Origin of the sequence: Thermococcus peptonophilus, assembly GCF_001592435.1 — an archaeon.
GTDB classification, from domain to species: Archaea; Methanobacteriota_B; Thermococci; order Thermococcales; family Thermococcaceae; genus Thermococcus; species Thermococcus peptonophilus.
Window position 1 is genome coordinate 1,731,241 of record NZ_CP014750.1, and the last position, 20,706, is coordinate 1,751,946.

Genomic DNA, 20,706 nt, shown 5'->3' on the forward strand with positions numbered 1-20,706 from the left:
CATGCAGGAGTTCCACCTCGTAATCCTGGCAATAGTGGTTTCATTCGGCTTCGTGTTCAGCTATCTGGCCATGAAGGAGCACGACCTGCTTAAGGCCCTCGCTCTCAGCTCCGTCCAGTCAACGTTCTTCGCCCTCGGCTTCTACATCCTGGCCGCTCCGGACATAGTCCTTGCTTACCTTGCTATAGCGGTTGGAGCTTATACTGCCCTCATCATCCTCGCGATAAGCAAGACCGAGAGGTACGAGGTGGGAGAATGAAGCGAGATGTTTACGTTGCGGTTTCCTTCCTGCTGGCGTTCCTTGTAATCTCCTACGCGGTAACGGTAAAGGACGTCCTCGGGATAGCCCAGAACCCGCTCCGCCCTCTCGGGGAATTCTACCTGAGCCACGCCTTCGCCCATGAAGGGCCCACAAGCCACAGCCCTGAGGTAGTAACTGCCATAGTCTGGAACTACCGTGGGTTCGATACGCTATTTGAGACCTTCGTCTTTTTCCTGGCCATTATGGGCGCCCTGAGCGTCCTTAGGCTCACCAAGGAGCAGGAGAAGGAGGTTCGCGAGCTTGAGGCAAGGGAACCCCACAGGCAGATGGACTTGATCGTTAGGGCAACGGTGAAGCTCGTCGTTATAATGATAGTCTCAATCTCGGCCTCAATAGCCCTTCACGGTCACTTAACTCCCGGAGGTGGCTTCCAGGGTGGTTCGGCCATGGCGGTTGCTTCACTGCTCCTCTTCGCGGCCTTCAGCAAGTTCACGCTGGAGAGAAAGGGCTTAACGTTGAGGCATACTGTCTCAGCCTACGCCCTTGGCCTGGCGCTCATTCTAACGACGGTCATTGTCCCGGTTTTCCTCTACGGCGGAAAGGTTCTCGAAATAAATCTCCTTCCGGAAGAGATCGGCCTCTTCAACCTCGACGTTGGAGAATACACGGCAGTTACCTTCGGGTTCCTGACGGTGTTCTTAGTCCTTGGGGTCTCTGAGTGGATATTCAAGAACGTCCTCAGGAGGGAGGTCCAGTGATAGCGAGCTTCCTCATTTTCTACATCACGATAACGCTCTTCGCAATGACCCTCCTTGGGGTCTACGGCGTTGCTACCAGATCTAACCTCATCAAGAAGATCATTATGCTCAACGTGATGGGCGATGCGATAAACATGCTCTTTATCCTCATCGGCTATCGCCTCGTCTACCCAGTCTTTCCGCCGATATACGAGAAGCACCTGACGGTTGAAGAGTTCCTGAGCAGGGCGGTTGATCCCGTTCCGCAGGCGTTGGTGCTAACTGCCGTCGTCATTGGAATGGCCATGAACATACTCCTGGCGACCTATGCAATCCAGTTCTACCGCCTCCATGGAACCATAGATGCCCGTGACATGGCCGAAATCATGAGGGGGGAGCGAGAATGAAGGTAAGGTTCTCCCCGGCGACGTTCCTGATAGCGATCGCAGTTTATCTGTTCTACACGGGTTCGGTCAGCGAGTACGATTTAATAACAGGGAGCATCGTCGCCCTCATAATCTCCCTCACCGTTGGCCACTGGCTCATAGAGAACGATGCCAAGTTCTTCTCACCAAGAAGGTGGTTTTATGCGGTAATCTACGCCCTAAGGTACTTTTTCATAGAGGAGACAAAGACACACATAGACGTTGCCAAGAGGGTCTTCACACTCAAGGCCAACCCCGGGATAGTTAGAATCCCCCTTGAGGTTGAAAACGACTACGGGAAGGTTCTCGTGGCCAACTCGATAACCAACACTCCCGGGACGGTTGTTGTTGATATAAGCGACGACGGGAAGTGGCTCTACGTCCACTGGATCGACGTGAGCACGCTCGATGAGAAGGAGATCAAGGAGAGCGTAGTTGCTTACTTCGAGGACTATGCGAAGAAAATATTCGACTGAGGTGAGAGCATGGAGGTTGGGATAGTCCCAGTCATACCGCTTGGCTTTGCATTCTTCCTCCCGTTCATAGCCTTTGCAACTGGAAAGAACAGAAAAGTCGTGATAGCCTACGCCCTAACCGCCCAAACTGTGGCTTTCCTCGCTGGAATCAAGCTCTTCAAGATGGCCTACTCATCGAATGAGCCCTTAGTTTACGCTTTCGGGAACTGGATAGCACCGATAGGCATAGTTTTTGAGGTTGACAGGCTCTCTGCGACGCTGGTTCTGACCGCTACGTTTGGCTTCTTGATGGCGGGAATATACTCGGCCAGGTTCATCAGGGAGCATGGTTTAGAGTTCTTCTACACCTTCCTTTTAGGCCTTGAGGCTGGAACTCTGGGAGCCTTCATGACGGGGGATGCCTTCAACCTCTTCGTCATGCTCGAGGTCCTCGGCGCTTCCGCCTACGCCATAGTTGGCTTCTACCGGAACAGGAGCGAGAGCATCGAGGGAGCCTTCAAGTACGGGATAAGCGGTGCCGTGGCTACGAGCCTCTACTTCTTGGCTCTCGGCTTCCTCTACGCATCCCTTGGAACCGTTAACATGGCCGATCTGAGCGCCAAATTCCATGGGATAGACTTTCCGATAACGGTGAAGGTCTTCGGCGACCCAACTCTAGCCCTTGGAATTTTCTTTGCACTGACGATATCGATGGTTCTCGTAAAGAGCGCCATCTTTCCGGGCCACTACTGGCTTCCGGATGCCTACCAGGGCGCACCAATACCCGTAGGTGCAGTACTCAGCGGCTTCGTTGAGGTCGTTGGAATATACGCCCTCATGAGGTTCCTTTACACAGTCTTCCAGGGTGTTTCCTTCTCGGGCTGGCTCTCGCTGGTCTTCTTCACGCTCGGAACCGCGACGGCCTTCCTCGGCTCGCTGATGATGCTGGTTCAGAGGGACGTCAAGAGGGTCATAGCCTACTCGACGATACTCCACATGGGCTACCTTTTCATGACGCTCGGTGTTGGGACAGAGCTTGCTGTTTTAGCCATAAACTTCCACATAGTGAACCACGCCATAGCAAAGATGCTCCTCTTCTTTACCGTTGGGGCCTTCATTTACAGGACTGGAAAGACGAAGATAGACGAGCTATCCGGCGTTGGGAAGAAGATGCCCGTAACGACCTTTCTCTTCGGAATAGCCACGCTCAGCCTCGTTGGGGTTCCTCCGCTGAACGTCTTCTTCAGCAAGATGCTGATCTTCGACGCGCTGATGCAGAAGAGTGTCTGGCTTGCTTCAGTAGTCATTATCACGAGCGCCATAGCGGCCTGGGCCTACTTTAAGCTCTTCATAACTCTGTGGCGTGGAAAGCCCGTCGAGGGGCACGGTCATCACGGAGAGAATGAGCATGAGGAAGAAAAACACAATTTGGGAATCGAAGGCGGCGAGGTCTGGACTCTTACTTCTGTAAACCTCATACTCGGCCTGCTTGTGGTGCTCTTCGGCATCCTCGCACCTGTGTTGATAGACAGCTACTTCCACGGGGCAGCGGTTCAGGCGATGGATTACAAGAGCTACATCGAGGCCGTGAGGAAGCTGGCGGAGACTGTTCTTCTAAATGCGTAAGCTTTTCTCTCATCTTTTCCAGATTTATCAGTGGTCTTGAACTACTGAAAACTGGAAAGAGCATCAGGTGAAGTACAGAACGGCCAACGTTAGAACATAGAGAAGCATTACGCTCCTGAAGACGCTCCAGCCGAGTCTTTTGATATCTTCTATTTTCGAAACGTAGTTATTCTCCTTAAGGTTCTTCACCAGCCTGACCGTCGGCTCGATGAGGGCTATAATCAAACTAAGGATTATATGTAAGAACACCAAAAATTGGTAGCCAGGCTATTAAGGGATACTCCTTCGGGAACTTCCTGAAGGCCAGCCTCGTCTCGACATAGGCGGCCCCAATAGCTTCGTAATATGCCAGAACCAGCCAGAAGACGAAGACCTTATCGGTGAAGGGTCTCCCCGAAACGGCCGGGGCAAAAAGAGCTGGAACCGCCGGCAGAAGGTTCCCGAGGGCGTAGGTGACCGGATGCTTCCAGCCTTTAGCTCGGGAGAAAGCGAGGTGGAGGGTGAAGAGAACAATAACTACCGTCAGGGGAGTGATGAGAGGGTTATCGAGGGCTGGCCTGAAAACATCGGTGCCGAACCAGTATACCGCGGGAAGAATGTAGGCCAAGACGTTTAGACCGAGGCTCAGAGCAATTCCACTCATTTTCCAGGCGCGGTAGGAGTCAAAGGCGAAATCAAAGGTAAAGAACGTTACCAGTGCGACGGCAAGCCCGATAATCCAGCCACGCCAGTCCGCGTGTGAGAGGATTAGCCCGCCTATCATTGAAAGGATTATAGTCCCCCCGCCCCGGGTTCTCTTGGAACCTTGAAGATCTTCATCACAATGCCCCCTTTTGTGTTTTAACTATGTGGGTTATAGAAACGAACCTAAAAACCTTTGCTGGGCAAATCTGAGAACAAGTTGGTACTATCATTAGAGCAAAGAACTTATAAATCGTGCTACTGTTCCTCAAACTGGTGATACACATGAAGATCCTTGTGTCCGGAAAAGGTGGCTGTGGGAAGAGCACAATCAGCGCCATGCTCGGTAAATACCTCGCTGAGAAGGGCTACCGCGTCCTCATCATAGACGCTGACGAGTCTAACCCAGGTCTCTACAGAATGCTTGGCCTTCCAAAGGTCAAGACTTTAGCAGAACACCTCGGTGGGAAGAAGCGGGCCAAGATACTCATGGCGGCTGAAGGTAAAGGAGAACTCGACGAGGAGCTGTTCAACTGGACGCTCGATGATATCCCGGATGAAATCCTGGCCAAAAAGGGCAACCTGGCAGTTTTAACCATCGGTAAAATCGAGGAGGCCGAGGAGGGCTGTGCCTGCCCATACGGCTTTCTTGCTAGAAAGCTCCTCGAGGGGATAAAGCTACAGGAGAACGAGGTAATTATTGTTGATACAGAGGCAGGAATAGAGCACTTCGGTAGGGGAGTTGACAAGCACGTTGATGTCGTCGTTGATGTGGCCGAGCCATCACTTGAGTCCATTGAACTGTCGAAGAAAATAGCCGGCCTAAGCGAGAGCCTCGGCCTTAAACACATCCTCGTCCTCAACAAGGCCCTTCCAGGAGTCGAGGAAAAACTGCCGGTTAAGCCCGACGTCATCATACCCTTCGACCAGAGCTTCATCGTTGACAGCCTCAACGGTAAAGAGGTTGAGCCTATAGACCAGATTGAGACACTCTGGAAGTCAATAGCCGGACGAATTCATTTGTTTTCGCCTTGACGCTCTGACATTTTCTTCCAAAATTTTTACATGTAGTTGCCTATTTTGATGCAAACTTCTTCGGATTTTTGGCCTTTCAGGTGCAATAATGGTTCCATCCACTCCTTGTTTCGACAAGTGGCTATTTAGCTTTCGCTTTTTGGCTAATTAGCCACTCCTAACTCTTTTTCGTTTTTTGCCGATTATCACTTTGACGAACGCCGAAAGAACTTTAAGGAATACAACCCTCAAGCGGGAGAGGTGACACACCAGTGCAGGTCGGGGAGGGATTCCTTGAGGAAAAGTACATCCCACTGCAGTCTTTTAGAGAGGAACACCGGAAATCAATCGAGAACCTTGAAGAGTTCTGGGCGGAGCAGGCCAAGGTAATTGACTGGTTCAAGACATGGGATAGGGTCCTAGACGACTCAAACGCCCCCTTCTTCCGCTGGTTCGTCGGGGGCCAGCTCAACGCCAGCTACAACGCCCTCGACAGGCACATCAAAGCCGGAAAGAGGAACAGGGCGGCAATAATCTGGGAGAGCGAGAAGGGAGAAACGAGGACGCTCACATACTACGAGCTCTACCGCGAGGTGAACCGCTTCGCATCGGTTCTCAAGAACCTCGGCGTTGGGAAGGGCGACAGGGTAGTCATCTACATGCCTCTCGTCCCAGAGGTTGTAATAGCGATGTTAGCGAGTGCGAGGATCGGGGCAATCCACAGCGTTGTATTCTCCGGATTCTCCGCTGAGGCATTAGCCACGAGGATAAACGACGCCAAGGCGAAAGTTGTCATAACCGCCGACTACCTCTACAGGCGTGGAAAGGCCCTGAACCTCAAGGAGATAGTCGACAGGGCTTTACTGGAAACTCCGAGCGTCGAGAGCGTTGTGGTTCTTAAGCGCTCTGAGAACGATGTCAACATGGTCGAGGGGAGGGACTACTACTGGCAGAACCTCCTTGAAGGTGCCGAGAGTACGTTGAGCCAGTCCCGGTCGAGAGCAACCACCCGCTCTTTATCCTCTACACGAGCGGAACGACCGGAAAACCGAAGGGTATCATTCACTCAACGGGAGGATACCTCGTTTATGTCGCCAAGACGATGCAGTGGGCTTGGGGAATAACGGAGAGCGACCTCTTCTGGAACACGGCCGACGTCGGCTGGATCACCGGGCATAGCTACCTCGTCTACGGCCCGTTAACTCTTGGCCTGACCGTTATGATGTACGAGGGAGCTTTGAACTACCCCAAGCCCGACAAGCCCTGGGAGCTGATAGAGAAGCACGGGGTTACGATATTCTACACGGCTCCAACGGCGATAAGGATGCTCATGCGCTACGGAGACGAGTGGGTGAAGAAGCACGACCTATCATCCCTCCGCCTGCTCGGTTCCGTTGGCGAGCCGATCAACCCTGGGGCCTGGAAGTGGTACTACGAGGTCGTCGGTGGGAGGCGCTGCCCGATAATAGACACCTGGTGGCAGACCGAAACCGGCGGCTACATGATCTACCCCTCCGCCGGAATACAGCTCCCACCGCTCAAGCCCGGTTCAGCCGCCTTTCCTGGCCTTGGAGTTGATGCGGATGTTTTCACATCGGAAGGCAAGCCAGCGAAGCCAGGAGAGAGGGGCTACCTCGTCATCAAGAAGCCCTGGCCAGGGATGCTCCTCGGTATCTGGGGCAACGATGAGCGCTACATAAGAACCTACTGGAAGCGCTTCAGCAAGCCTGAAGAGGGAGTCTGGATATACTACCCGGCCGACTACGCAATGAAAGACGAGGACGGCTACTTCTGGATATTCGGCAGGGCCGACGAGGTCCTCAACGTCTCCGGCCACAGGATTGGAACGGCAGAGATCGAGCACGCGCTAGTCCTCCACCCGGCGGTTGCGGAGGCGGCTGTGATAGGCAGGCCCGACGAGATAAAGGGCGAGGTTCCGGTGGCCTTCGTCATACTGAAGGCAAGCTACGCCCCAACCGACAGGCTGAAGAAGGAGCTCATAGACTACGTCAGGGAGGTGCTCGGCCCGATAGCGGCCCCAGCTGAGGTCTTCTTCGTCAACAAACTGCCAAAGACGAGGAGCGGAAAGATAATGCGCAGGGTTTTAAAGGCACTTGCAACCGGAAAGGGCCTCGGCGACCTCTCAACCCTCGAAGACGAGGCAAGTGTGGAAGAGGTAAAGAATACCCTGGAAGGCTTCGAGATGCACTGACTTTTCTGGTCTCTTCTTTGTTTATATAAAAGAAGTCAGAAAAGCACGCCGTACTTATAGAATATCTGGCATGTTCCCTCGTAGGACACCATGCACGGTCCGACTGGGTGCCTCGGTGTGCAGGTCTTTCCAAAGTGCGGGCAGTCCGTTGGCATCGCCAGGCCCCTCAGCACGGCACCGCAGAGACATCCCTTCTCTAGGTCTGGCAGGTTCTTAGGAACCTCGACCTTGTAGAAGTTCCTTATCTCGAACTCCCTCCACTCATCTCTAACTTCGAGGCCTGTTCCAGGAAATACTCCGAGGGCGCGCCACTTGGCATCGACGACCTTGAAGTACTTGTTGATCAACTGCTGGGCAACGACGTTGCCCTCATACTTGACGGCCCTCTTGTACTCGTTCACGACCCTCGCGTCCCCTTCCTTGTACATCCTAATGAGGAGAAGTATCGCCATGAGGACGTCGTTCGGCTCGAAGCCAGCAACGACCTGCGGGATTCCGTACTTCTCACTGAGAAACTCCCAGCCCTTCACGCCGATTATCGTCGAGACGTGGCCGGCATCGATGAGGGCATCTATCCTGCTCTTCTGCTTTATCAGGACTTCGATTCCCTGTGGGGTGAGCCTGTGAACCGAGTAAATCTTGAAGTTCTCAAGCCCCTCTTGAGCGACGGCGTTGAGCATCCCGGCCGCCGGGGCCGTAGTCGTCTCAAAACCCGGTGAGAAGTGGACTACCGTCTTGTCCGGGTTCTCCTTTGCTATTCTGTAGGTGTCAAAGATACCATAGACTATTCTGACGTCAAAGCCCTCGCTCTTTAAATCAGCGAAGCTTCCCATCGGTGTCGGAATCTTGTACATGTCCCCGAAGGTTGTCAGGATTATCTCCTCGCCTTCTTCCCGGGCTTTCCTCATTATAAGCTGCATCGCCACGATGTCCTCAACGGGCGTTATGCAGACTGGACAGCCCGGCCCGCTGACTACTTTGACGTTCTCCGGGAGGAGCGATCTAATCCCGTGCCTCGTTATCGTGTCCTCGTGGGTTCCGCAGACGTGCATTATCCTGATTTCGCCGTCGAGGGTCTTTGCTTCCTCCTTTATCTTCTCGACGAGCTTCTGGGCTATCGCCCTATCCCTGTAAGGGGCAACGACCTTTTCAACATCGCTCATATTCAATCACCCGGATAGTAGTAGCCGCCCATAGCGTCGGGCTCTACCTTAAAGACCTCTTCCCAGGCGTTCAGTATCTCTTTGGCGGTTTCTTCGTCAACTCTCTCGATTATGAAGCCCGTATGAATGAGCACGTACTCACCGGGCTTAACGTCCGGCATCAGGTCTATCCTCGCCTCTCTCTTAACACCGCCGAAGTCCACCCAGGCGGTTCCCTTTGAGGGGTCAACTTCAATTACCTTTGCTATGGTCGCGAGACACATCTTTCCCACCGTCCTCAACTTTGAAAGAAGGTTATTTAGCCTTTCTAAAACCTCAGGTTTGAAACCGTGAAGGTGAGCTCAAGCCGGGACGAGCGGTGGTAGGAGCACCTCGCCAGCGTCTCCTCGGCCTCTTCTCTACTGGTCTTCTCAAGGACTATGCCGTAGTATATCTTCACGTAGTCACCTGGCTTCACGTCCCTGATGAAGTCCAGCTTGGCCTCTTTCAGCTTGCCCTCAACGTCAACTATGGCCTTTCCGTCCCTTACCTCAACCACTTTCCCCGCCAGCATCAGGGCCATGGTTATCAACCAAAGGTTGAAGAAAATTATTTATATTCCTTTTCCTGACTGGTCAGTCAGGTGGTTCCCATGGAGGACATGATGAAGCAGATGGTAAAGGGAGTGAAGAGCAAGTACTCCTTTGAGGAAACTATCAAAAAGATGAAGGAGAAAGTTGAAGGGCTCGGCTGGAAAGTAATTGGGGAATACGACTTCAAGGATAAACTTGGAATAGGATTTGCTGTTCTTGAGGTATGCAATAAGGATTTCGCAGCGAAGGCAGTGGGCAAACCCGAAAACCGCTGGATTTCTGCGATGATGCCCTGCAGGTTCTCTGTCATCGAGATGCCCGACGGGATATACGTCTTCGGGATGAACATGGGGCTCTTTTCCCAGATGGTTTCTGGGGAGCTTGGGGAGCTTCTCAAAGAAGTCGCCAAGATAGACGAGGAAATAATGTCAGCGGTTCTGTAATGATCCTCCGTGTTCTCTATATGCCTTCTTCCGTTATGACATTTTCTCAACCTTCAGCGAAAAAGTTTAAATTATTAAGACTACACATAAATGGTTAGTATGACTGGATAGTCAGAGGTGCGGGCGGTGGCAACCAAGTCTCCGGGGAAGACCAGAGAAAAGATAGTCTCCGCGGCGATGGAGCTGTTCGCGAAGAAGGGCTTCGACAGGACGACTGTAGACGAGATAGTGGCCAAAGCGGGCGTTGCCAAGGGGACGTTCTATCTCTACTTTAAGAGCAAGGACGACCTGATAAAGGAGCTTGCCTTTGAGGTAATGCCCATAATGGCCATGCCTTCCCTTAACGACCCGTATATAACCGTTTCCTATCCAACGCTCGGGGATTACCTTCTCCGGCTTGGAAAGGAGTTCCTCGATTTTTATTCCAAAGAATACCGGGCCGAGATCCTTTTCCATATGCTCTCTGTAAGAGCAAGGTATAAGTCCATCAATGATATTTACAAACAGTCCTGCTCCGAGCTTTTGAGGGAGGGGGCAAGGCGGGTTACTGCCTACGCTAAAGTTGGTTACGAAGATGCCTTAATAGCATTTCAGATGTTTATCGGCTCCCTAATGCACTATCTCCACGCGAGGGACTGCCTGGGGTTTTCTGAAAGCCATTACCTAAAGAAGGTCGTTGGGGCCGTTCTCAACCACCTGAGACTCTCTGTCAGCGTTTAATTTAGCTTTTTAACACTTAGGAATAATTTAACCCTTTTGTTTGCCAGATTTCTCGCCGATTTCAGAAAACTATTTAAGGTTTTGGCGATTAGTGCAAATGACTAGTCAGTCATATATCGGTGGTGATACCTATGGCAGAGAAGTTAGTGCCTGTTGTGTGCCCGTGGTGTTCAGTGGGGTGCAGGTTCTACGCGGTCAGCGTGAACGGCTACATCAGGAGGATTGAGTTCGACTACGACCATCCAACAATAGCAAACAGAGGAAAGCTCTGTCCAAAGGGAGTTGCTTCCTACCAGTTCATTAACAGCCCGAAGAGGCTCAAGAAACCGCTCAAGCGCGTTGGAGAGAAGGGCGAAGGCAAATTCGAGGAGATAAGCTGGGAAGAAGCCTACAGGATAATAGCCGAGAAAATCAAGGAAATAAAGGAGACCTACGGACCGGAGGCAATAGCCTTCCTTGGAAGCGAGAAGATAACCCTCGAGGAGAACTACCTCGTCCACAAGCTCTCCAAAGCGATTGGAACCAACCACCTCGACTTCCCTGGAAGATACTGCCAGTACTCGAACAGCCCTGCAAGAACGAAGGTCTTTGGAAGCGCCGCTGCCACAAACCCGTTCGAGGACGTAGCCAAGGCAGAGCTGATAGTGATCTGGGGTCACAACCCAGCCGAGACAGCCCCAGTTCTCTTTGGGCAGTACATTGAAAAGGCCATTCTTGACAACGGTGCTGAAATGATAGTCATTGACCCGCGCTCAACGAGGGGACACAAGTACGCCTCACTCCATCTCAAGCCCTATCCTGGAACTGATCTCGCGGTTGCACTGGCGCTGCTCAACGTTGTCATAACCGAGGAGCTCTACGACAAGGAGTTCGTCCAGGAGAGGACCGCAGGCTTCGAGAAGCTTAAGGAGAGCGTCAAGGACTACACTCCGGAGTGGGCCGAGAAGATAAGCGGCGTCCCCGCTGAGGACATAAGAAAGGCCGCCAGGATGATAGCTAACAAAAGAACTGCCTTCCTCGTCAACGAGGGTGTTAACCAGCACGTTAACGGATTCAATCTCGCCCTTGCGATAGCCGACCTCATCGCGATAACGGGTAACATCGGGAAGGAAGGCGTCTGGAGCGGCGTATTTCCGGGAGCCCAGTGCGGCTTCTGTGCCGCCATGAGCGGTATTGCACCCAACAAGCTCCCAACTGGAGGTCTTGTAACCGACGAGGCCGCAAGGGCCGAACTCGAGAGGCTCTGGGGCTTCAAGATACCCGACTGGGTCGGTCTTGACCTCACCAACATGGTTCGCGAAATAGGGAAGAAGATACGCATGATGTACATCATCGGTGGAAACATCGCCAAGTCAATGCCCAACAGCGGCTGGGTCAGGGAGCAGCTGAAGAAGCTCGACTTCCTTGTTGTTCAGGACATCTTCCTAACTGAGACTGCTAAGTACGCCGATATAGTCCTTCCGGCCGCGGCCTGGTTCGAGAAGACTGGAACCGCTATCAGCGCCGAGAGGCGCGTGCAGAGGACTTACAAGGCCGCCGAAGCCCCAGGAGAGGCCAAGCCCGACTGGCTCATCATAGTTGAGCTTGCCAAGGAACTCGGCCTCGGCGAGTACTTCAAGTACTCCCACCCGGACGAGATACTGAGGGAGATAAACAGCGTCATCCCGCTCTTCAAGGGCGCAACTCCAGAGTACCTCGCCGAGCACCCTGAGGGTTGCTTCCTCCCGTGCAGTGAGCCAGGGGAGGGGACTAAGATACTCTTCAAGAAGGGCTTCAAGACACCAGACGGAAAAGCCCAGCTCCAGCCGGTAGAGTGGATGGAGCCTCCCGAGATGCCGGACGAGGAGTACCCGCTCTGGCTCACCAACTTCAGGCTCGTTGGCCACTGGCACACCAACACCATGAGCGAGGAGAGCCCGAGCCTCAAGAAGCGCTGGCCAGAGGAATACGTCATGATACACCCGAAGGACGCCAGGGAGCTTGGAATCAAAACAGGCGACCTCGTAAAGGTCGAGACCAGGCGCGGAAGCATTCTTGTCAGAGCAGAGGTTACTGAGCACGTCAGGGAAGGCGTGATAGCAATGCCCTGGCACTGGCAGGCCAACTTCCTCACGCTGGACGAGATACACCCGATGACGAAGATGGCCGAGCTGAAGGCCGTCGCGGCCAGGGTGAAGAAGGTGGAGGAGTGAGGTGGTTGAAATGGCCCACAAGAAGATTTTCCTCGACTATAAGCGCTGCATTGGCTGTAAGGCCTGTGAAGTTGCCTGTGAAATGACCCACGGCGAGGCCAGGATAAAGGTCTTCGAGTTCCCTGACCTCTTCACAGTTCCCTTCAACTGCCGCCACTGTGAGAAGGCCCCCTGTCTGAACGTCTGTCCGACCGGAGCCCTCTTCAGGGACGAGGACGGTGCAGTTGCCTTCGACCCGCTCAAGTGTATCGGCTGTCTCATGTGTGCCGTTGCCTGTCCGTTTGGAGTTCCAAAGCTCGACGAGGAGAACAAGATCATGGACAAGTGCGACCTCTGTGCCGACAGGAGGGCGGAGGGCCTCCTTCCAGCTTGTGTGTCAGCCTGTCCAACTGAGGCCCTTAAGTACGGCGAGATAGATGAGATACTCTGGGAGAGGGAAGGAAAGGTCGTGGCCAACCTCAAGAGCGCAGCCGAGAAGGGGGAGGGTGAGCCGGCCCTCCTCCTCTGACCATTATTTTTTTGCAGGAAAACCAAAGGTTGAAAACCAAGGGGTGATGGAAGGTGATAGAACTGTTCCTGGCATCGGCGCTCCTGCCCTTCATCCTCGTGCTGGCTTGGAAGACGGAGGGTAAATCAGCGGACACCTTTGCTTCAGTTATCCTGGGACTCTCATTCCTCATAAACGCGGCTGGAACTTACGAGTTCTTTGCTGGTGATACCAGCAAGGTTTATCATGCCGCCTACGTCTCCGCCGGAAACCTCGGCGAGGTCTTTGGCGCAACGGCCGACGTCGCTTCAGTTCTCATGGGATTCTTCTCAATACTAATAGCGTTCCTTCTGGCGGTTTACTCGGCCCAGTACTTCAGCCAGAAAAACAGGGCCTTCCCGATGGGTTCAGGAAAGGGCAGGTTCTACGGGCTCCTCGGCCTTCTTACCGGCGCAACTATGGTGTTCATCTACGCAACGAACCTCGTCCAGTTCGCAGTTGCCCTCGAGATAATGGCGATAGCGATCCTTTACCTAGTGAACTTCTACGGAAACGCCAAGACGGACGCCCTCAAGGCCTTCCTCGTCCTGAACCTTGGCGTCCTCCTCATCCTCGGGGCCGTTGCAGTGCTCGGCGGCGGACAGGAGCTCGATAAAATGACCGCGAACAACACGGCATTACTTCTCGTCATGTTCGCCTCCTTTGCCATGAGTTCGCAGCTGCTCTTCTACTCCTGGCTTCCAGATTCAACTGCCTCACCAGTTCCAGCAAGTGCCTACGTTCACTCCGCCTCGATAGTCCCGCTCGGAAGCTTCATGCTCTTCAGGGTCATACAGTACATGAAGCCCGACGACTCGACCTTCTGGGTTCTTGGAGGGCTAACCGTTGCACTGATATTCCTGATGATGATATACTACCCGCTCCAGCGCGACGCCAAAAAGCTCGTTGCCTACTCGACCATAGCCCAGACCGGAGTTTCGTACATAACCCTCGCCTATGCACTCCTCGGGCACACCGTTGGACTGCAGATAGCGCTCTACCAGGTGGTCAACCACGCGGTGGTTAAGGCCCTCGCATTCGCCTCAGTCGGCGGCCTCGCCTACTCCCTCGGTACGACTAACATGAAACTCATAAGGGGAATGAGAAAAGCCGTTCCTTGGACGAGCATCTCCTGGTTTGCGGGATTCTTAGGGCTGGCTGGCGTTATGCCTCTCGGCCTCTTCTTCAGTAAGGCATTCACGATCATGAGCACCAGGCACGCCAAGGGAATCGCTTCATGGCTCTTTCCGGCAACCATTCTCTTCGATGCAGCGATATTCCTTGTGGTTGTCCTGCTGTGGTTCAGGGAGAGCTTTTTCGGAGAACCAAGCGACGAAGCTGAGAAGGAACCGGGTCTCATGGTCGCAGTAATGATAGTGCTGATACTCATAGGCATCGTGGCGCCGTGGGTTACGCTTGACATAGTTCAGAAGATAGCCTTCATGGGGTGATGTGAGATGATGCTCGAATACGCGCTCGGAGCTTTCATCCTCGGCGGCCTTATAGGGCTTATCCGCGACTATAAAGCCTCCGTAAAGGCGTCGAGCTTCATGGCGTTCCTCGGCTCACTCGTCCTGCTCTGGCAGAGCTACGATGTTTACAAGAACGGAACGGTCACCGGAGAGCTCTTCAGAATATCCATAAAGATAGACCCGCTGTCTGCGGTCTTTTTGCTCATAATCGGCATCGTCGGAACCGCGGCTTCGCTCTATGCCATAAGCTACATGGACGTCTTTGAAAACAAGGGCAAGGGATGGGTCTATGCGATAGCCTACAACACCCTCCTAGCGAGCATGGCCCTTGTTGTCACAGTTGACAGCATGGAGTACTTTGTCATGAGCTGGGAGCTCATGACCATTAGCTCATTTATACTGGTATTCTTCAGTGAGGAAGCGAGGGACACGATAGCGAGCGTGAAGTACTACATAACCATGCACTTCCTCGACACAATACCGCTCTTCCTGGCCCTCGGTACTGCTTACTCCCTTGTTGGAAACTTTGAAGAGCTGACGTTCGAGACCATCTCACAAGCCCTTGCAACGGCCCCGGAGCACACCAGAATTGTTATGTACGCTCTCCTCACAATTGCCTTCATGACGAAGGCCGGGATAGTTCCCTTCCACTTCTGGGTTCCAGAGGCTTACAGGGCGGCACCGAGCAGCGTCTCGGCAGTTATGGCCGGCATAATGGAGAAGGTTGCACTCTACGGCCTGATAGCCCTCGTCTGGCGCATGATAGGTGCCAACACCGCTCTGGGCCTCTTCGTCGCTGTAATAGGCGCTATAACCCTCACAGTTGGTACTCTCTACGCCCTCAGGGAGACCAACGCGAAGAGGCTTTTAGCCTACCACAGCATCGGTCAGATGGGCTACATCTGGCTTGGGGTTGGCATCGGCATGGCCCTCATCCCGAAGGGAGGGGCACTTGCAGCTGTCGGTGCGCTTGGAGCCTTCGCTGGCGTATTCCACGCCCTCAACCACGCCATATTCAAGAGCTCGCTCTTCCTCTCAGCTGGAGCGGTTGAGTATAGAACCGGAACGGTTGACCTCGACGTCCTCGGGGGCCTCGGAAAGTACATGAAGTGGACTGCTTTAGCTGCTCTCTTCGCCTCGCTGGCAATAAGCGGCGTTCCACCATTCAACGGTTTCATAAGCAAGTGGCTCATCTACGTTGCGGGCTACTACTCCCAGAGCTACATCCTCGCCCTTGGAGCTGTCCTGGCGGCCTTCATAAGTGCCGCAACGCTCGCCTCTTTCGTCAAGTTCTACGGCTCCCAGTTCGGCGGCGAGATGGGGCGCTACAAGAACGTTAGGGAAGTTCCGGGGGTAATGGTCGTCGGCCAGTGGATACTCGCGGCTCTGACCCTGATAATAGGCATCGTTCCAGGTACAGTCTCGGACATGCTCAACGAGGGAATAAAAGCGGGTTTCACGATGGGAGCACCCATAGAGGATGGCCTCTATAGGATCGGCTTCCAGTCGGTGCTCTTCAGCCCGGTGCTCTTCGTCATTGTCCTCGGTGTTCTGGCCTTTGGACTCTACCTGACGTTCAAGCCCGAGTACGGCAAGGAGGCCAAGCCATGGGACTGCGGTTCAACGCAGATAGACGAAGACGAGTACAGAGTGAACGCCGAAGGGCTCTATCTCTGGTACGAGGAGAAAATAGGCTCGTTCTACCGCTTCGGCGACTGGTTCTACCGCGTGGGTGAGGAGGCGATCCACTACATCGTCAGGGGCTACCTCTGGATGGCGAGCTACTTCACCAAGATCGTTGACACGCCGTACACCAAGGTCGAAACCCTCGACGACCTCAGGGAGCGCGAGATAATGTACATTGATGAAGAAATATTTAGACCTCTCGTCAGGTTCCTCAGGATAGCTAGGGACGTAGTTCCGGGAATAAGGCTTGGAACCTTCGTCGTCATAGCACTGATAGTCGTAGGGGCGATAATAGGAATACTTGTCGCACTGTGAGGTGATGAAAATGGAGTTCGACGTAACGAGACTCGTGTTTGCCGCCATCGGAATCCTCATAATATTCATCCTGCCACCTTACCTCGACGGTATAGCGAGGAGGGTCAAAGCAAGGCTCCAGTACAGGCGCGGACCGCCGCTGGCCCAGACCTGGTACGACCTCCTGAAGCTCTTCAACCTCCCATCGGTCAAGCCAACAAGCAGTAAGCTCTTCACATGGGCTCCCTACCTGGCACTCGCATCAGCGATAACCGCCGCCCTGCTCCTGCCCTACGGCAACGTCGTCCCAGTGGACTTCGGCTTCAACCTGGTGGTGTTCTTTTATGTGATACTGATGGTCAGCGTCTTCCTCATCCTCGGTGGTCTCACCGTCCAGAACGCCTTCAGCCACATAGGTTCGGCGAGGGAGATGAAGATAGTCCTCACAGTTGAGCCGCTGATAGCCATCCTCTACGGAGTAATGGCCTACAACGCCGGCTCACTCAACATCGCTGACATCATAGCGAACCTTCACCTCACACCGTCGCTCATACTGACCTACATCCTTCTCGCTTACGCCCTCTACGTCGAGAGCGGCTTCGTTCCCTTCGACGTGGCAGAGGCCGAGCAGGAAGTCATCGGCGGACCACTTGGGGAATACAGCGGCAGGCTCCTCGGAGTGTTCTACTACGCAATCCACATCAAGCGCTTCGCCCTGCTGTGGTTCTTCGTCAGCGTCCTCGTCATGCCATGGGTTGGACCGATAAACACAGCAGTCAAGGCCGCAGAAGTGCTCGCGCTCCAGTTCCTGCTGACGGTGTCGTTCTACCCGATAATAGCGGCGATAGAGGCCACCAACGCAAGGCTTAGGATAGACCACGTAGTTAAGATGAACACGAGGATGTTCTTTGCCGGAATTATAATCCTTGCTATGGCTTTCATGGGGTGGTGAATATGGTGACGACCAAGGATTTGGAAGCTAACTTTGAATTCGAATGCAAGGCATGTGAAAACGGCCGTTGCGCGAAGGCCGACGTTGAGAAGATACTATCCGAGAGGGAGGGCCTCAAAGACTTCTATGAGGCCTTCAAGGACCACATAAAAGAGTGCAAGAGGATGAGCTACGGCCAGTACATGTTCACAATCGACCGCGAAGTCCTGCCTGAAGCGGTGCTCTGGTGGCACAACCACCCGAAGTTCAAGGAGACCCACCTCTCAACGGCCGTTGGAACCGACGAGAGGCCGCTCAACGGCCACTTCGTCTACATGCCCTTCCTCAACGTCCAGGTTGAGCCATTCAACATGGACAAGAACTACTGGGTCTTCCTCAGGGCATACATGCCCGCCGACGACCCGAGCTTCCCGAGCGTCGCAGCCAAGCTCCCAGCCGCGCTGTGGATAGAGAGGGAAGTAAAAGACCTCCTTGGATTCAACCCAGTCGGCCATCCCGACCCGAGGAGGCTCATCCTTCCGGAGGACTGGCCTGAAGGCGTTTACCCGCTCAGGAAGGACATGGACTACAGGCACTCCCCGATGACCGAACCAAAGGTTGAGTTCAAGGAGAAGCCTGAAGGAACGACCCTCGTCCCGATGGGTCCGGTTCATGCCGGAATTGAAGAGCCGGCCCACTTCAGGCTCTTCGTCAAGGGTGAGGAGATCGTCGACGTTGACTACCGCGGATTCTACTCCCACAGGGGAATAGAGAAGACCGGCGAGGGCAGGCTGACCTACAACCAGGTGCTCTTCCTGGCGGAGAGGATCTGCGGTATCTGTGGCTACCAGCACTCGGTCAGCTACGCTATGGCCGTCGAGAGGCTTGCTGACGTTGAAATACCGGACAGGGCCCGCTACATCAGAACCCTGCTCCTCGAGCTGGAGAGGATTCACAACCACCTTCTCTGGGTAGGTATAGCGGCGCACCTCGTTGGTTTCGACACCGGCTTCATGCACGCCTGGCGCATCCGTGAGCCGGTCATGTGGCTGGTGGAGAGACTAACGGGCAACAGAAAGCAGTACGGTATGAACATCGTCGGCGGCGTCAGGAGGGATCTCCTCGACTACCGCAAAGAGGAAGTCCTCAAGGTTGTGAAGCAGATACGCGAGGAGACCAAGAAGTTCCTCGATGTAGCACTCAACACCAACACCTTCATCAAGCGTGCAGAGGGCGTCGGAATACTGCCCTACAAGGTTGCCAAGGCCTACTCCGTCCTCGGACCGACTGCAAGGGCCAGCGGAAGGAAGATCGACGTTAGGAAGGACCAGGCTGTAAAGACCGCCACAGCCTACAACGAGGTTGACTTCAAGGTTCCGGTGTACAAGGAGGGCGACGTTCTCGCCAGAGTTCTTGTGAGGATGGACGAGCTCTTCGAGAGCATCTGGATAGTCGAACAGCTCATCGACCAGATGCCCGGTGGAGATATCTTCACACCGATAGGAAGCCTGCCCGAGTATGAGGAAGCCCTCGGATTCACCGAGGCCCACCGCGGTGAGGTCGTCCACTACGTCATGACCGGCGAGAAGAACAAGGTCTACCGCTGGAAGGTCAGGGCACCGACTTACAACAACCTGCCGGCAGTTCCGGAGATGCTCAAAGGCTACCATGTTGCCGATGCACCGCTCATCATAGCGAGCATTGACCCGTGCTATTCCTGTACGGAAAGGGTCCAGTTCGTGGACGTCAACACAGGTAGGGTGAAGGTTCTGACCGAGGCCGAGTTCAACGAGCTCTCTATCAAGTACAAGGGGGTGTTCTGATGGCCGAGAGCGCCCCGTACAGCGAGAGACTGAAGAAGTGGGACCGCTTCGAGGCCGAGAAGTTCGAAAAGAAGGCCCCCGTCACCACCCCCTATCCTTTTATTGACATCGAGAAGCCGCCGGAATTCCGCGGAATTCCGCACATCAACCCCGAAAAGTGCATTGGCTGTGGAGCCTGCGTTAACGCCTGTCCGCCCGATGCCCTCATAATGGAGTGGGACAAGGAGCATGGAGTGAAGAGGCTCACCTACAACGCCGCCCGCTGTATCCGCTGTGCCCGCTGTATCGAGGTCTGTCCGACGGGTGCCATGGAGCCGACGACTCGGTTTGAGGTCGCGACTGACAACAAGGAAGACCTCGTCGAGGTGGTTGAGCATAAGTTAGCGTACTGCGAAGAGTGCGGCGAATACCTTGACTTCACCGAGAGGCAGATAGAGTACGTCAGGAACATCCTGCCGAAGGACGTCTTCGATATGTACGCCCTTGAGGACAGGATAAAGCTGACGCAGGAGGAGAAGATGAGGAGAACAGTCGTCAAGCTCAGGGAAACAGAGGGCAACGTCTATCCCGCTTTCATGCTCGTGGAGAGAACATCCGAAAAGACCCCCAAGTCGGAAGGGGGTGAGGAGTGATGGGGAAGCAGAAGCTCAAGTCCGTTTGGGTCTATCACGTTGATGCCGGCTCCTGTAACGGCTGTGATATTGAAGTTCTCGATGTCCTGAGCCCATACTACGACCTTGAGAGGCTGGGTGTCAAGGTTGTTCCGAATCCAAGGCACGCGGATGCTCTGTTCATAACTGGCCCGCTGACAAGGCAGACGAGGATAGCTCTCAAGAAGGCCTACGAAGCGATGCCGCCCAAGCCGAGGATCGTCGTTGCCATCGGAACCTGTGCTTCAAGCGGTGGTATCTTCTACAACAGCTATGCTCTCTACAACACTTCACCACAGAGGGGACGCGACAGGCTCAGGAGCGGCGGACCTGAGATGATAGTGCCGATAGACATGTACATTCCAGGCTGTCCGCCTTCACCTGAGGAGATCCTCTACGGGGTAGCCCAGCTCCTCGGTATCAAGGAGAAGAAGATGAAAGGCGAATACTGGATAGCCCTACCACCTGAGGCAGAACCATCAAAAGAGAACGAGATAAAGTTCAAAATACCTGAGAGACCGATACCGCTCCGCTACTGGCTGACGCTGAGGGAAGAGCTCAGGAGGGTCGTCGGCTACTACGACCGCGACGCAGTCCTCGAGGACTTCATGAAGCTGGTTGACAGGGCATACAAGGAAGCCCCAGACAACCCGAAGGAGAAGCTCCACGACCTCATAACCGGCTACGCCCTGAGGGAGAAGGACTCAAGGGTAAACGTGGCAATGCGCTTCCTTGAAAACGAGTTCTGGCGCTTGGTTGACGAGTACCGCGAGTGGGGAGAGAGCCTGAAGAGGAAGTACTCGGTAACCGCGGGTGTCTAAA

General features: G+C 54.1%; 23 protein-coding genes. 18 read left to right on the forward strand and 5 right to left on the reverse strand.

Translation table 11 applies throughout. The features are described from left to right. Position 1 precedes the first annotated feature (1 nt). The 5 genes from A0127_RS09400 to A0127_RS09420 are packed head-to-tail and all read left to right on the forward strand — an operon-like array spanning position 2 to position 3,505. Entirely contained in the window at positions 2–259 is a 258-nt protein-coding gene (locus A0127_RS09400; protein WP_062390615.1) for a hydrogenase subunit MbhD domain-containing protein, read from the forward strand. After that, entirely contained in the window at positions 256–1,020 is a 765-nt protein-coding gene (locus A0127_RS09405; RefSeq protein WP_062390617.1) for a Na(+)/H(+) antiporter subunit B, read from the forward strand. Before A0127_RS09400 ends, A0127_RS09405 begins: the two co-directional genes overlap by 4 nt. Then, positions 1,017–1,406, forward strand: a complete 390-nt coding sequence (locus A0127_RS09410; protein ID WP_331710444.1) for a sodium:proton antiporter — start codon at positions 1,017–1,019, stop codon at positions 1,404–1,406. Before A0127_RS09405 ends, A0127_RS09410 begins: the two co-directional genes overlap by 4 nt. Beyond that, the gene (locus A0127_RS09415) at positions 1,403–1,900 is read left to right on the forward strand and encodes a Na+/H+ antiporter subunit E (RefSeq protein WP_062390619.1); all 498 of its coding nucleotides are present in this window, start codon (positions 1,403–1,405) and stop codon (positions 1,898–1,900) included. The genes A0127_RS09410 and A0127_RS09415 overlap by 4 nt, the downstream gene beginning before the upstream one ends. A 9-nt stretch (positions 1,901–1,909) precedes the next feature. Further along, on the forward strand, positions 1,910–3,505 hold the full coding sequence (locus A0127_RS09420) for a proton-conducting transporter transmembrane domain-containing protein (RefSeq protein ID WP_062390621.1): 1,596 nt from the start codon (positions 1,910–1,912) through the stop codon (positions 3,503–3,505). Between the two features lie 63 nt (positions 3,506–3,568). Here A0127_RS09420 and A0127_RS10760 read toward each other — a convergent pair whose 3' ends face one another. Both A0127_RS10760 and A0127_RS09425 read right to left on the reverse strand, forming a co-directional pair. Beyond that, a complete protein-coding gene (locus A0127_RS10760) occupies positions 3,569–3,730 on the reverse strand; it encodes a hypothetical protein (RefSeq protein ID WP_231855757.1) in 162 nt (53 codons plus the stop codon). Position 3,731: 1 nt separating this feature from the next. Further along, the gene (locus A0127_RS09425; protein ID WP_231855758.1) at positions 3,732–4,268 is read right to left on the reverse strand and encodes a hypothetical protein; all 537 of its coding nucleotides are present in this window, start codon (positions 4,266–4,268) and stop codon (positions 3,732–3,734) included. Positions 4,269–4,471: 203 nt separating this feature from the next. Here A0127_RS09425 and A0127_RS09430 point away from each other — a divergent pair, with 203 nt between their 5' ends. The 3 genes from A0127_RS09430 (at position 4,472) to A0127_RS10825 (ending at position 7,412) form a co-directional block, all read left to right on the forward strand. Then, the gene (locus A0127_RS09430) at positions 4,472–5,221 is read left to right on the forward strand and encodes an ATP-binding protein (protein ID WP_062390622.1); all 750 of its coding nucleotides are present in this window, start codon (positions 4,472–4,474) and stop codon (positions 5,219–5,221) included. Between the two features lie 251 nt (positions 5,222–5,472). After that, positions 5,473–6,324, forward strand: a complete 852-nt coding sequence (locus A0127_RS10820; protein WP_269451010.1) for an AMP-binding protein — start codon at positions 5,473–5,475, stop codon at positions 6,322–6,324. After that, positions 6,219–7,412, forward strand: coding sequence for an AMP-binding protein (locus A0127_RS10825; protein WP_269451029.1), 1,194 nt, complete (start codon positions 6,219–6,221; stop codon positions 7,410–7,412). The genes A0127_RS10820 and A0127_RS10825 overlap by 106 nt, the downstream gene beginning before the upstream one ends. Before the next feature lie 35 nt (positions 7,413–7,447). Here the strand turns inward: A0127_RS10825 and hypD are convergent, their stop codons facing one another. From hypD to A0127_RS09450, 3 genes are read right to left on the reverse strand one after another with little or no spacing between them, the layout of a single operon-like run. After that, positions 7,448–8,575 carry a hydrogenase formation protein HypD gene (gene hypD / locus A0127_RS09440; RefSeq protein ID WP_062390624.1) on the reverse strand — a complete coding sequence of 376 codons (1,128 nt, stop codon included), beginning with the start codon at positions 8,573–8,575 and terminating at the stop codon, positions 7,448–7,450. Between the two features lie 2 nt (positions 8,576–8,577). After that, complete coding sequence (locus tag A0127_RS09445) at positions 8,578–8,838, reverse strand: HypC/HybG/HupF family hydrogenase formation chaperone (RefSeq protein ID WP_062390626.1); 261 nt, start codon at positions 8,836–8,838, stop codon at positions 8,578–8,580. Positions 8,839–8,882: 44 nt separating this feature from the next. Then, positions 8,883–9,137, reverse strand: coding sequence for a HypC/HybG/HupF family hydrogenase formation chaperone (locus tag A0127_RS09450; RefSeq protein WP_054841292.1), 255 nt, complete (start codon positions 9,135–9,137; stop codon positions 8,883–8,885). Positions 9,138–9,206: 69 nt separating this feature from the next. Here A0127_RS09450 and A0127_RS09455 point away from each other — a divergent pair, with 69 nt between their 5' ends. The 10 genes from A0127_RS09455 (at position 9,207) to A0127_RS09500 (ending at position 20,705) form a co-directional block, all read left to right on the forward strand. Next, complete coding sequence (locus A0127_RS09455; protein ID WP_062390628.1) at positions 9,207–9,590, forward strand: DUF302 domain-containing protein; 384 nt, start codon at positions 9,207–9,209, stop codon at positions 9,588–9,590. A gap of 126 nt (positions 9,591–9,716) precedes the next feature. Further along, a complete protein-coding gene (locus A0127_RS09460) occupies positions 9,717–10,310 on the forward strand; it encodes a TetR/AcrR family transcriptional regulator (RefSeq protein WP_062390630.1) in 594 nt (197 codons plus the stop codon). A gap of 131 nt (positions 10,311–10,441) precedes the next feature. Beyond that, on the forward strand, positions 10,442–12,502 hold the full coding sequence (gene fdhF, locus A0127_RS09465) for a formate dehydrogenase subunit alpha (RefSeq protein WP_062390631.1): 2,061 nt from the start codon (positions 10,442–10,444) through the stop codon (positions 12,500–12,502). Between the two features lie 10 nt (positions 12,503–12,512). After that, entirely contained in the window at positions 12,513–13,010 is a 498-nt protein-coding gene (locus A0127_RS09470) for a 4Fe-4S dicluster domain-containing protein (RefSeq protein WP_062390633.1), read from the forward strand. Positions 13,011–13,063: 53 nt separating this feature from the next. Further along, positions 13,064–14,479 carry a proton-conducting transporter transmembrane domain-containing protein gene (locus A0127_RS09475; RefSeq protein ID WP_062390634.1) on the forward strand — a complete coding sequence of 472 codons (1,416 nt, stop codon included), beginning with the start codon at positions 13,064–13,066 and terminating at the stop codon, positions 14,477–14,479. 6 nt (positions 14,480–14,485) lie between these two features. Then, positions 14,486–16,501, forward strand: a complete 2,016-nt coding sequence (locus A0127_RS09480; RefSeq protein WP_062390636.1) for a proton-conducting transporter transmembrane domain-containing protein — start codon at positions 14,486–14,488, stop codon at positions 16,499–16,501. A gap of 4 nt (positions 16,502–16,505) precedes the next feature. After that, the gene (locus A0127_RS09485) at positions 16,506–17,432 is read left to right on the forward strand and encodes a respiratory chain complex I subunit 1 family protein (RefSeq protein ID WP_231855759.1); all 927 of its coding nucleotides are present in this window, start codon (positions 16,506–16,508) and stop codon (positions 17,430–17,432) included. A 2-nt stretch (positions 17,433–17,434) separates the two neighbouring features. After that, the gene (locus A0127_RS09490) at positions 17,435–19,234 is read left to right on the forward strand and encodes a hydrogenase large subunit (RefSeq protein WP_062390640.1); all 1,800 of its coding nucleotides are present in this window, start codon (positions 17,435–17,437) and stop codon (positions 19,232–19,234) included. After that, positions 19,234–19,866 (forward strand): 4Fe-4S dicluster domain-containing protein, encoded by a 633-nt coding sequence (locus A0127_RS09495; protein ID WP_062390644.1) that lies wholly within the window; start codon positions 19,234–19,236, stop codon positions 19,864–19,866. The genes A0127_RS09490 and A0127_RS09495 overlap by 1 nt, the downstream gene beginning before the upstream one ends. Further along, positions 19,866–20,705 carry an NADH-quinone oxidoreductase subunit B family protein gene (locus tag A0127_RS09500; RefSeq protein WP_062390646.1) on the forward strand — a complete coding sequence of 280 codons (840 nt, stop codon included), beginning with the start codon at positions 19,866–19,868 and terminating at the stop codon, positions 20,703–20,705. Before A0127_RS09495 ends, A0127_RS09500 begins: the two co-directional genes overlap by 1 nt. Position 20,706: the final 1 nt, after the last annotated feature.